We start from the raw sequence: 11,669 nt of genomic DNA on the forward strand, positions 1-11,669 counted from the left end.
TCCTTATCAGCGTTTGAGTTGCGTCAATTCCTGCAGCACTTCATCCGAGGTGGTGATGATGCGGGCGTTGGACTGGAAGCCACGCTGGGCAACGATCAGGTTGGTGAATTCCTGAGACAGGTCCACATTTGACATTTCCACATAGCCACTAGCCAAGGAGCCCAAGCCGTTGGACCCGGCTGTTCCAACCGCCGCCGCTCCAGATGATGCCGTGGCACGGTAGGAGGAGGAGCCGGCTTTTTCCAAACCACCGGCGTTGGTGAAGTTGGCTAAGGCTATGCGACCGATCACCATGTTTCCACCGTTGCTGAACGTTCCCGTCAGGGTGCCGTCCGTTCCCATGCTGAAGGAGTCCAAGGTGCCGGCGGCACTTCCATCGGTTGCAGTGACGGCAAGTGTGCTCATTTGAGCGAACCCGGTCACGGCGCCCATATTGACACTCAACCCGCCAATGTTCATTGTTCCGCCGCCGGTCAGGGCACCATTGGTGAAAGTCAGTGCCGTGGCGCCTGTAGCGGCTCCACCGGGTGCGTTCGTATCGGCGCCGGTGACGTCCCAACCGGTCCCGGTGCGGGTAAATGTCAGCGAAACGTTCCGGGGATTGCCTGCGTCGTCAAAGACCTTCATGTCGCGTGTCTGTACGGTGCCGGCAATAGCATCGTCGGGCAGGTTCCCACCTAACGTGGCGCTCGTTGTGCGGGATGCGTCAGACACCATCTGCTTGGAAATGGAAATGTTGCCCAGTCCCGCCCCGGTGTTGACGACTCCATTGACTGCTGACCAACCCTGCAGCAAGGCACCGTCGGGTGAGACCAGGCGGCCCTGCGAATCGAAGTCGAACGACCCTGCACGCGCATAAAGCTGCTCTCCGCCTTTGGCAGTAATGAAAAATCCGTCGCCGGAGATCATCATGTCAGAGGAACGGCCAGTTGCTTGGGCTGAACCTTGGGAGAAGTTAGTGGAGATACCTGCCACCTGGACACCCAGACCCACCTGTGCGGGGTTTGTTCCGCCAGCCTGTGCTTGAGCTGCGGAGCCGGAACGAGCCACCTGGGACAGTGTGTCTTGGAACTGGACCGTGGAGGACTTGAAACCGGCCGTGTTGACGTTGGCAATGTTGTTGCCGGTGACGTCAAGCATGGTTTGGTGTGCGCGAAGACCGGAGATTCCGGAATACAAGGAACGAAGCATGATGTGAAGCCTTTCTGTACTTGGTGGGTAAGGGTCAAGCTGGTTGATAAAAGTCGTGCCTGTGCAGGCGAGTGGCAGTTAGATGGAAACGGGTTCAGGTTTTCCCGTACTGGTTATTCCGGATATGTGATCCAAGGGAATCATTTTCCCCCCGACACTGACTTGCGGAACGGCGTTGATGAAGGACACCGAAGAGGCAATCCCACTGTGTGCTGTGCCGTCAGCATCTTGCCAACTGACCTGCTCGCCAATCAGTGCAGCTGCTGCCGTGCGCATTTGGAGAGAGAAACTCTCCGTAGCCGTTTTGTCCATATTGGTCAGCTTTTCCATGGTGGCCAGTTGGGTAGTCTGACTAATCATTTCGTTCGTGTCCATCGGCGAGGATGGGTCTTGATGGCGCAACTGGGCAACAAGCAGGTTCATGAACACTTCGGAGTCCATGACTTGTTTAGGATCACGCCGACCGGGAATGTTGTTGATCCCATCCACCGCTGTGGGCGGCTGCATGGAATTGCCAGATGGCGTCAATGGGGCAATCGAATTTTCGCTCATGGTTTGCCTGCCTTTCTATACGGTGATGTCCAGTGAATTATTTATTGCGCCCGCGGGCGCAGGCGGCATGGGACCGTGCGGGTTCGGGTCTTGATCAGTCTTTAGTGCCATGCTATTGCTCCACGGACTTGTCACCGTTTGGGAATTGCGTTGCTCACCCTGGTTTGCAGGGGAGTTCCCGCTGCCCAATGACAGCGAAGATGCCATCCCCCCGGTAGCAAGATCCCGTCTCAGGTCGGAAAGGATGCCCCGCAGCCCCTCCCTGCCCGCTTCGCTTGCGGCGATTAGTTCAATGTGTATACCGTCGGCGCTCAACTGAGCCCTTACGGTAACTGGTCCAAGAGCATCAGGGACCACACTGATTTTCATGACGTGCTCCCCCAGGGGGGCTCCCGCCAGCGTGAATAGCGGACGTGCCAGCTGTTCAACTAACGCTGGCGCGGGCGTATGTCCGTGTGCCGCAACCGGCGCCGCGGCGGAAGCCTGGACCGGAGCCTGCGGCGGTGTCACGGCCACTGCAGATAATGCGGGGATGGTCGGAGCCTCCGGACCGCCTACCGCTTGCTCTGCGACAGGAATTACTCTCTGACTTGCCAAGTTGCCAAGGCTCAGCGCGGGGCTTCCTGCCTCAGTAGCGAGAGTTGGCGTAGAGCCGGTTTCTGCCATCGCATTCGCAGCGGACGCACTGGCTGACCCAGCAGGTGACAGCGCTGTGTCAGCGCCCTGCGCCAAGGGAGTTATGGAAACAGGAGTCTTTGCACCCTCAGGCGAGACCGGACCGTGTGACTGCTGGGGATTCTGCTGGCCACCCCCCGCTGCGGCTTCGCCTGCATGACCGGAGGCAAGGCGCTCGGGTGCCGTGGCACCGGCTGTCGCTGGCGCGGTTGCAGCGGCCCCGGGTGCGGTGCCCCCAAATGCAATGGACGCGGAAGAATCAGCCTCGGAACCCAAAGTTCCAGCTTCCGCGCCAACACCGGTGCCGTCAAGGCCCTCTTCTGCTCCGGCAACAACACCATCCGGAGTTGCCGGCACTGTTATTGCCGGCAGAGCCGGATCCGCCGGCTGCATGACGGCGGCCCAAAAGTCTGAAATCGAGACAGCAACAGTGCCAGCTGGCAGACCCTGGGCAGACTCGGGCGAAGAATCCGGGGAGCCGGCTCCGACTCGGGAATTCGCGTCATTGGGTGCATTATCTTCCACGTCAACGGTGTTGGTGCCGGTGTTCTGCAGCCCTCCCGTCTTGTTTCCCAACCCATGCTTCAAGGCATCTTGCAGGGACGCACCAAAGCTCGTCCCAGATCCCTCCGTTGAGGAGTGCGCGGCACCGCGGCCACCGAGCCCACCCGCTGACATGGTGGTCAATGTGTCGATGGACCTCATCGGTTCACCCGCAAGCTTGTAGCGGTGCCTGCGTCATCTTGGCTGGTTGCGCGCGAAACTGCCAGCTCGTCCAGGAAGAGCTGTTCATCGTGGAGTAACAGTTCCTGGCGGTCCATTTCGTGACGGTCGGCTAATTTTTCCAGCGATGCAGCAGATTTTTTGGCAATCAGTAAATCTTTCTCAGCATTCGAGGCAGCCTCCTCCACTGAGCGGGTCAGCGCTGCCAACTCCAACAACATGCTCCGTGAAGACGAACGCGCCGCGGCCGTGGCCCGCAAAGCGGCAGCAGATCCGGCGTTGGATGGCGCAGCTGCCAGAGTGCCGCGCACTTTACTCACGTGCTCGCGCTGTTCCTTACGCCGCGCATTTGCTTGCGCCAAAGACGCCGCTGCCTGTTCCTCTTGCGCCTGACGGAACCGTAAGAGACCGGCCAAACGGAATGTGCTGCCCATTTATGCTCCTGAAATCATGGTGGATAAAGCGCGAAGCTGTGCCCACGATTGTGGGGCCGGAATTTGTTCGTCCATACTTTGTTGAAGAAAATCGTTGATCGCCGCACCGTGCTGAACGGCCGCATCCACCAAGTGGTTACTCCCTGCCTGGTACGCGCCGACGTCTATCAGGTCCTGGGCCGCGGCCCGTGCCGCCAACACCTTACGCAAGGTGCCGGCGTCGTTCTTCTGCCCGGGGGCACACACCTTGGAAGCCACACGTGAGATGGAGGCAAGCACGTCGATGGCCGGGAAATGCCCTGCCACCGCCAATTTGCGTTCCAACACCACGTGACCGTCGAGGATTGAGCGGACGGCATCAGCGATCGGCTCATTGTGATCATCACCATCCACCAACACCGTGTACAGGCCGGTGACGGATCCCACTTTGTCGGTGCCTGCCCGTTCCAGCAGTCGCGCTAGGACAGAAAAGGTCGACGGCGGGTACCCTCGTGTTGCTGGCGGCTCACCAACGGACAAGCCTATCTCGCGTTGCGCCATTGCCACCCGGGTCAACGAATCCATCATGAGCATGGCATCAACCCCGCGTTCCCGGAACGACTCCGCTATCCGGGTTGCAGTGAATGCGGCACGCAGGCGCAGCAGGGCTGGTTCGTCACTTGTGGACACCACAACGATCGAGCGTGCCAGGCCTGCAGGACCCAGATCGTCCTCTAAAAATTCGCGCACCTCACGCCCGCGTTCCCCCACCAACGCGATGACTGACACCTGCGCCTCGGTGCCGCGGGCAATCATCGAGAGCAGGGAAGACTTGCCCACTCCGGAACCAGCAAAAAGCCCCAAACGTTGGCCGCGCCCCGTGGTGGTCATGGTGTCCAAAACCCGCACCCCGGTCTGCAAGGGCGTGGTGATGCGGGCCCGCTGCATGGAATTGGGTGACTTGTTTTCCAGCGGCACCCCTGTCACGCCTTGTAAGGGGCCGAGCCCGTCGATTGGGCGGCCAAGCCCATCAATAACCCTGCCCAAAAGCCCGTCCCCCGTGGGAACCAAGAGGGGGACTTGTTTGGCCCTCACCAGGTCACCCTCGCCAATACCGTTCATGGGTGCCAGCGGCATGATCCGCACGCTACCTACCGCCACGGCGACCACTTCAGCATCCACGGGGTTGCGCTCACCAATAGTGACCATGTCCCCCACAGCGCAGCGTAGGCCGCTCACCTGGGCGGCTAATCCAACAACACCTGTCACCACGCCTACTCTTTCGGGCGCAGCTGCCCGTACGGCCGTTGCCATCCGATGGGAGCCGGTGAGAGTAGCGGTCCTCATGACCGTCCCGTCATGCGCGACGCTGCATGAGCGTTCGCCGCCGCGGCAGTGGGCGCTTGGGCACCGGGAACTAGGGCGTCCAGAACGGGTGCGTCCGCGGTCAATGCGCTGGCCGGCAGAAAATCGCCCAGCAGTGCGGATCGGGCCCTGTCCAAGGCTGTGGCAAGCCGAGCATCAAGGAATCCGTCGGCGTATTCGGCAATGGCGTCGCCCCTGCCGATGCTTGCATCGTTTTGGATGGCCACGCCGTCAGGAAAATCGGAGTTGGGCAGCGCTGCAATATCCGCAGGATTCATTCGGATACTCACTGGTATTTCGGTATGAGCCCGTGCGCAGGCACGCGCCAGTGCGGCCCGTGCGGATGTTTCCCCGTCCCGCAGCTCATGGCCCAGCAGTGCCTGCGCCAGTTCAAGGGCATATCCAAAAAGAGCTTGTTCTGCGTGCGCTAGAACCGGCACGGTGCGGTTCGTGAGCGCGGCGCTGGCCAGGTTCAGGGCGCCCAGACCCTCTGTTTGCCGAGTTTCCAACGTGGCCAGCAGCACCTCGTGTTCCATGTTCTGTTGTTTCGCTTGTGCCGCAGCCTCCTGTTCAGCACGTTGCAATCCAGCCACGTAGCCGGCGGCATGGCCTTGGGTGAATCCGCTGGATTTTGCTTCCTGTAGGGCGTGGGCTTGGGCCGAAGTAGCTACTACTGGGAACACCGCTGGGCGCGGTACCGAATGGTTAGTAGACAATGTCATCTTCATCCCCTCGACGCACTGTGATCTCTTCATTAGCCTCGAGTTCACGGATGATCCGTACAATATCTGCCCGCGCCTGCTCCACTTCTGAACTGCGCACGGGACCGAGTGCCTCAAGTTCAAATTCAAGCAGTTCACGGTTGCGCTCAGAAATATTGGATCGAATGGCTTCCAAGACAGCGGCTGGAGCCCCCTTCATTGCCAGCGCAAGCGTGTTGGCAGGAATACCGCGAAGCACCAGCTGCACGTCCTGGTTGTCCAGTTTCACCAGGTCAGTGAATGTGAGCATGCGCGAGCGTACTTCTTCTGCGAGTTCCGGATCCCGCAGTTCCAACTCTTCCAGGAGCGCACGTTCAGTTGCCACATCGGAGCGGTTAATGATTTCAACCAACGGTTGAATCCCGCCGATCACCGCCATCTGTTCACGCGGTGCCACAACGGCCAGCGCGCGCTGTTTGAGCATGCCCGCAACAATCCCTACAGCTTCTGGGGTGGCTGAACCCATTGTTGCGATGGACTGCGCCACGTCGGTGCGCAGCCCGCCAGTCAGGCCGGCCAAGGTGGCAGAGGCGCGGTCGGGACGCAGATGGGCCAGCACCAACGCAATAGTGGCCGGCAGCTCATCTTCCAGCAGGGACAGCAACTGTCCCGGTTCGGCGTCGTCTAAGAATTCAAACGGCTTTCCGGCCAGGGACGAGGCCAGCCTGTCCATGACTCCGGCCGCTTTTTCGCTGCCAAATGATGCCGCAAGCAGACCTGCGGCAAAGTCGCGTCCGCCTTGGGCTGCACGCCGCCCGCTGACGGCGATATCGTGAAACTCATTAATAACAGCGTCAGCAACATCTGCCTGAACGCGCCGCATCTTCACTATCTCTGAGACAATGGCCTCCGCCTCACTCTCCGACAGATGCGACATGACGGCAGCCGCCGCTGTTTGTGAAAACTGCATGAGCACGGCTGCGGCCTTTTGAGTCCCTGTCAGTGGTGTTGCCGGCTTCTGGTTAACTGTCACCGGCACCGAAGCCATCAGACACCCACTTTTTCATCCATGAGCGAGCGCAATAGTCCGGCAGTTTTTTGCGGATCCGCACCGGCCAGCGCCTCCAAAGATGCTCGCTTGGAATCGGCGTCGCTACTTTCGGCCACAGGCAGGGCAGCGGGTACGGGAATTGCCGTGAGTGCAGTCGTGGCAGGTTCAGGATCAGCAGGAAGCTTTGTCAGCGAGACCAGCTGCCGGCTCTGCTCACCGAGGTCTACTAATTCACGCACCTGGCGACGATTTTTGCGTGCATAAATGACAATTACCACCAGCAGCAGCAGCAGCAATACTGCAGCGATGCCCAGATTGCGCCATGTTTCTGCGGTCTTCGCCGCACCCGCTTCGGCCTTGGCTGCATCAAGGGCAGCTTGGGCAGCCTCGGACTGAGCTGTGGAGAAAGGCACTACCTTCATGCTGACAGTATCTCCGCGACCCGGGTTTAACCCGGCGGCCATTGAGACCATTTCCGTCAAAGTTGCTGCGTCGATTTTGGCCGCTGCGGCTGTGTCGACGGCGACTGCAAGCGACTGCCGCTGGACATTCCCAGCAGGTATAACGGTATTTTCCGTTACCTTGTCGATGGCGTTGTTCTTGGTTGTCTTATTCGACTCCGAGGTTCCGCCAGCATCACCAGCACCGCCGGGAACAGCAATGTTATCTGGACCTAGCACGCCAGCTCCTGACCCACTACCTCCCGTGCCTTTCTCGGTGGAGGTCGACTCGTTCAGGGCTGGCGCACCTTCCGGAGAGGTGAAAGACTCTTTCATTCTGTCCGTCGAAGCGTTGTCCATGGTGGCTGAGAGAGTCACACTGGAATTACCTGGACCAACTACCGTATCCAGCATGGACTGCACAGCAGCACTAACGCGTTGCTCGTAGGCTTGGGCCTGTTTTCCACCGCTTCCAGTGGCACCATTTCCTGCGGCCGAAAGCACGGCCCCCGCCGCATCGACAACGGAAACGTTTGCTGGCTTCAAAGCCTCTACCGAGGATGACGTGAGGTGCACAATCGCGTTGACCTGATCATCGGAGAGGCTGACACCAGGGTTGGTTTCCACGAACACTGACGCGGTGGGGTCCTGCTTGGTGGCCGTGAACACTGTTTGTTCAGGGACCGCCAATTTTACGGAGGCCATAGTCACGCCCTTCATCGCCATGATGGTTTGTGCTAGTTCTCCCTCCATGGCACGTTTGTACGTGATGTTTTGTTGAAACTCCGATGACGTCACACCCATACTGTCCAGCAGTGAGTAACCTGCCGTGGTTGCCGCGGGAAGACCAGCGGAGGCAGCCTTGAGACGCTGGTCATAAACATTGGCGTCCGGCACCAAAATGGTGGCACCGCCGTTAACTAGTTGGTAGGGCACATTATCGGTTTTAAGTTGCGTGACAATGGCATTGGCGTCGGCCGGTGCCAAAGAGGAAAATAGCGGGGCATAGCTGGGTTTCGTGACCCAACTAAACAAGGCCACGCTGCCTAATACCAAAACAGCCAACCCAATAACCACCAAGGTTTTTTGGGCCATGGTGAAACCCTTGGCCATGCCGGAAAAACGAGCTGGAAAAGCGGTGAGAAACGGCGGCATCAGGCCTGCATCCTCATGATCTCGTTGAATGCGTCAACCCCGCGGATGCGCAGTGTGGAGACTAACTCCAGGGTTACAGCGGCCCTGGCTGAGGCAATCGTGGCTTGATGAATATCATCCAGACTTCCCGTTGCGGCCTTGACCGCCATGGTGTTCGAGGTGGACTGCAGTCCCTGCAGATCACTCAACGCCCCCGTCAATGAGTCGCCAAAGGCACCGTTGTCGGTACTGGGTTGCACCTGAGGCATGTACCCCGTTCCGATGCTGGCCTGTACGCCTTCAATTCCAGAAACACTCATCGGCTACTTTCCAATCTGCAATCCGGATTCGTACATAACTTTGGCTCGGTCTACCACTGCAGCGTTGACTTGGTATCCACGCTGGGCCATGATCAACTGGCCCATTTGGGACGCCATATCAATATCGGGGTACCGGACATAACCGCCCTCATCCGCCAATGGATGGTCAGGTTCAAAGGTCATTCGCCCTTCTGCGCTACCGCGTGCCGCACCAGCTACGTAAACGCCCGAGTCCCCTGCCCCTGCTTCAGCAATGATGTACCGGGCACGGAAAGCTTCCTCGGTTGTGGCCGTCACGGTATTGACGTTGGCGATGTTGTCCGAAACGGCGTCGAGCCATTTGCGGTGCAGCGTTAATCCGGTGGAGGCAATGCCAATTGCGTCGCTCACTTATTGGCTCTTAAGAACTGTGCGCATGGAGTTGAATTCGCTGTTAACCGCGTGGGCGGCAAATTGGTACCGCAACACGGTTTCTATATTTGAAAGCGTCTCAGTGTCCAGGTTGACGTTGTTGCCGTTGAGCTGGGTAGGCTCCACCGAACGTTCCGTAGTGGCGCGCACATCACCGTCGCGGCGGTTGACGGATTCGGCCAAGGCGGCTTCGAATTTCACCCTCTGGGCAGTGTAGCCGGGGGTATTGACGTTTGCGATGTTGTCGGCAATGGCGCGTTGGCGCATGGACAATCCATCGAGGGCGCTGGTGAGCGCCACAGTAACCACGGAATCAAGCACTGAGCTCTTCCTTGATGTAAAACTTGAGGCCTGTCCGTGGCTGAGGGGCGAGCCGTCCGTAGCTCATCTGTCACTATCGGAAGCTTGGGAAGTACCGTAAGAGAAATACACACTATTTTTAAGTTGTTTGTGAGTTGCTCTCATTCCGCCCGGCCGGCCGGGGTTCGTGAAAGCAGTTAGCCCATGACGTCAAGATAAATGGCGGGTGCATCACGCTGAACTGTTTTCAGCGTTCCAAGTTCTGTGGCAGTGCTTTCGCGTGATGTTTGCAAGGCTTGGATCATCTGGTTCTGTAGCTCAGCTAGATTCTTTGCCCGCTCACGCAGTGCTTCAGGCAAAGGGCCAAGATTCATCGGCGGAACCCAGCCGCGGTTCTGCAACACTGCCACCGACAGTTGCTCTTCCAACTCAGCCAGGACAGTTTCCCACTGCGCCCGGGCTGCATCCACCAGGTCTGGCAAATCAGCCACTCCACTTTCTGCCGGAGGGCTCGGAGCCGGGATTCTTTCGGGTGCGGGTTGCACTGGTTCAACGAACCGTTCTTTGCGCGGCCAAATCACGAGGTGTAGCCGCCAGCCTGGGCACCCGTGAGGATACCGGAGGGCAGAGCCGCAGCCTCATGCCAGGTGAGTCTAAGTGGTTCAAAGAGATCGATGCACTCGCGGGTTAGCGCGGGATCACGCCGGATATTGGCGTTCATCAGCGCCGTCCCCGCGTAATTGTAGATGCCCAGCAGCTGGTCTGCCCCGGCCCACAGTTCCGGTTGCAAGGATCCGGAGAGCTCGCCGATGATGTCCTGAGCATGCAGCAGATTATCACTGGCCACCGACCAGTCAGAGGCGTTCTGCGCAGTTTCCGCGCGAGCTAGATCCAGGAGCAACCTGTCATAAAGCATCGTCAGGAGACGCGCAGGGGTTGCCGAGAGGATTGCCTCACGCTGGTAGGAGTTCAGCGCCTTATTACGGCTGCTTGCATTCATCATTTCTTGCCTGCCGCATCAAAGGAGTTAATTTGGGCCGTCAACCACGATTGCTGCGATTGCATCTTGCTCATCTGAACCTCCAGTGACGTGTAGACGGCCTGCAATGACGCTCTACGCGTCATCAAACGGGAATCCCAGTCCAGAATTTGAGTGTTGAGATCATTGATGATCGATTGCTGACCTTTGACTCTTTGGGACAGTGAACCTACGTCAGGGCCAGAAATCGACTTGGCCGCTTCTTCCACCCGCGAGGCCATAGTTTGAAGCATCTTTTCGGTAGCCACCGGGTCTTTGGCATACGCTGACGCAAAAACGTCTGGTTCGAAGGAGAGGTCACCGTTCTTTGTGGTGTTGAAGCCGATTGTCGCCGGGGAGAACCCGTTGATGGGGGATGTAACCGAGTTGAACAGCTTGGTTTTGGCATCGGAAACAGTACTGTTCCCGGAAAAGAGTCCGCCCTTGACAGATGCCCCATCCGAGCCGGCTCCCGACGTGAGAGTTGACTGGGTCAGGATGGAACCCAGGATGATGTTTATATTGCTAGAGAAATCTTTGGCTGCGGAAGCTACTTTGGCCGAGTCACGTGAGGCGCCAACCGTGACAGGCTCAGCCGAGACTTTGTTGACAGTGATATCCAGTCCGGGAGCAAGCCCGGCGAAGGTGTTACTAGCCGAAGTGATCACCTGTTCGGCAGTGGTGCCAGCCCAAAGTGTCATTTTGGCGTCCAGCCCGGTTTGTAGCGTGGTCCATGCCCCTGGGCTTGTCAGGGGTACGGCAGTGCCTGCCTCAACCTCTGCGGCGGTGCCCTGGTGAGCTACGAAGCCATTGGCGGCTCCGGTGTCCTTGGCAGTGAGCTGGAGCCGGTATTGCGTGGCGCCATCGGCGTCAACACCTGAGGCAATTTTGACGGCTGAAATTCCTGCATCGGATCTGTTAATGGCGTAGGCCATTGCATCAAGGGACGTGGACTCGGCGGTGACCTCGGTGGTGGTGCCGTCACCTTTAACAAAGGTCATGACGGCCGGGCTAGCCGGCCACTCCGTCATAGGACCACTGACGTTTGACTGTGCTCGTGCCAACGCATTGACACTCAGATTCAGGCTGGTAGTCACGGCACCGGGCCCCAATTTGGCGGTGATCGCATCAGATGAGGACGTGGCCTGAAACATGTCCAGACCTCCGGTTTTCGCCAGCGCCCCAGCTTGGCTGGTCAGTGCGGCAAACTTAGTATTGAGCGCCTGCATTGCCGTAACCAAAGCGGTATCGGTAACAACCCTGCTCTTCATCAGCGCCTGGGGGCGGGACTCGGCGGCAATGAGCGCGTTGATAATTGCCGTTGTGTCCAATCCGGAGGACAGTCCGTCGATTCCCAAGCCCATGTGGAGCTTCC

14 protein-coding genes are annotated in these 11,669 nt (G+C 58.7%); all 14 read right to left on the bottom strand.

The features are described 5' to 3' along the window. Window positions 1-6: 6 nt before the first annotated feature. The 14 genes from AAFM46_RS15985 to fliD all read right to left on the bottom strand — a co-directional run bounded on the left by AAFM46_RS15985 (window position 7) and on the right by fliD (window position 11,658). Window positions 7-1,191, bottom strand: a complete 1,185-nt coding sequence (locus AAFM46_RS15985; protein ID WP_283528891.1) for a flagellar hook protein FlgE — start codon at window positions 1,189-1,191, stop codon at window positions 7-9. Window positions 1,192-1,269: 78 nt separating this feature from the next. Continuing rightward, entirely contained in the window at window positions 1,270-1,743 is a 474-nt protein-coding gene (locus tag AAFM46_RS15990) for a flagellar hook capping FlgD N-terminal domain-containing protein (RefSeq protein ID WP_343318784.1), read from the bottom strand. A gap of 15 nt (window positions 1,744-1,758) precedes the next feature. Further along, entirely contained in the window at window positions 1,759-3,123 is a 1,365-nt protein-coding gene (locus tag AAFM46_RS15995) for a flagellar hook-length control protein FliK (RefSeq protein WP_343318785.1), read from the bottom strand. Continuing rightward, on the bottom strand, window positions 3,120-3,575 hold the full coding sequence (locus AAFM46_RS16000) for a hypothetical protein (protein WP_343318786.1): 456 nt from the start codon (window positions 3,573-3,575) through the stop codon (window positions 3,120-3,122). The genes AAFM46_RS15995 and AAFM46_RS16000 overlap by 4 nt, the downstream gene beginning before the upstream one ends. Then, window positions 3,576-4,901 carry a FliI/YscN family ATPase gene (locus AAFM46_RS16005; protein WP_343318787.1) on the bottom strand — a complete coding sequence of 442 codons (1,326 nt, stop codon included), beginning with the start codon at window positions 4,899-4,901 and terminating at the stop codon, window positions 3,576-3,578. Next, on the bottom strand, window positions 4,898-5,641 hold the full coding sequence (locus tag AAFM46_RS16010; RefSeq protein ID WP_343318789.1) for a FliH/SctL family protein: 744 nt from the start codon (window positions 5,639-5,641) through the stop codon (window positions 4,898-4,900). Before AAFM46_RS16010 ends, AAFM46_RS16005 begins: the two co-directional genes overlap by 4 nt. Further along, a complete protein-coding gene (fliG, locus tag AAFM46_RS16015) occupies window positions 5,625-6,668 on the bottom strand; it encodes a flagellar motor switch protein FliG (protein ID WP_283528878.1) in 1,044 nt (347 codons plus the stop codon). The genes AAFM46_RS16010 and fliG overlap by 17 nt, the downstream gene beginning before the upstream one ends. Beyond that, window positions 6,668-8,266, bottom strand: coding sequence for a flagellar basal-body MS-ring/collar protein FliF (fliF, locus tag AAFM46_RS16020; protein WP_343318791.1), 1,599 nt, complete (start codon window positions 8,264-8,266; stop codon window positions 6,668-6,670). Before fliF ends, fliG begins: the two co-directional genes overlap by 1 nt. Continuing rightward, a complete protein-coding gene (gene fliE, locus AAFM46_RS16025) occupies window positions 8,266-8,514 on the bottom strand; it encodes a flagellar hook-basal body complex protein FliE (RefSeq protein WP_283530086.1) in 249 nt (82 codons plus the stop codon). The genes fliF and fliE overlap by 1 nt, the downstream gene beginning before the upstream one ends. Window positions 8,515-8,568: 54 nt before the next feature. After that, the gene (locus AAFM46_RS16030; RefSeq protein ID WP_343318792.1) at window positions 8,569-8,955 is read right to left on the bottom strand and encodes a flagellar basal body rod C-terminal domain-containing protein; all 387 of its coding nucleotides are present in this window, start codon (window positions 8,953-8,955) and stop codon (window positions 8,569-8,571) included. Beyond that, complete coding sequence (locus AAFM46_RS16035; protein WP_283528870.1) at window positions 8,956-9,297, bottom strand: flagellar basal body protein; 342 nt, start codon at window positions 9,295-9,297, stop codon at window positions 8,956-8,958. A 176-nt stretch (window positions 9,298-9,473) separates the two neighbouring features. Further along, window positions 9,474-9,767: a hypothetical protein gene (locus AAFM46_RS16040; protein WP_343318793.1), complete on the bottom strand. Its 294-nt coding sequence runs from the start codon at window positions 9,765-9,767 to the stop codon at window positions 9,474-9,476. An 86-nt stretch (window positions 9,768-9,853) separates the two neighbouring features. After that, window positions 9,854-10,276 carry a flagellar export chaperone FliS gene (gene fliS, locus AAFM46_RS16045; protein WP_343318794.1) on the bottom strand — a complete coding sequence of 141 codons (423 nt, stop codon included), beginning with the start codon at window positions 10,274-10,276 and terminating at the stop codon, window positions 9,854-9,856. Further along, window positions 10,276-11,658 (bottom strand): flagellar filament capping protein FliD, encoded by a 1,383-nt coding sequence (gene fliD, locus AAFM46_RS16050; RefSeq protein WP_343318795.1) that lies wholly within the window; start codon window positions 11,656-11,658, stop codon window positions 10,276-10,278. The genes fliS and fliD overlap by 1 nt, the downstream gene beginning before the upstream one ends. Window positions 11,659-11,669: the final 11 nt, after the last annotated feature.

Source organism: Arthrobacter sp. TMP15, assembly GCF_039529835.1.
In the GTDB taxonomy this organism is placed as follows: Bacteria; Actinomycetota; Actinomycetes; order Actinomycetales; family Micrococcaceae; genus Specibacter.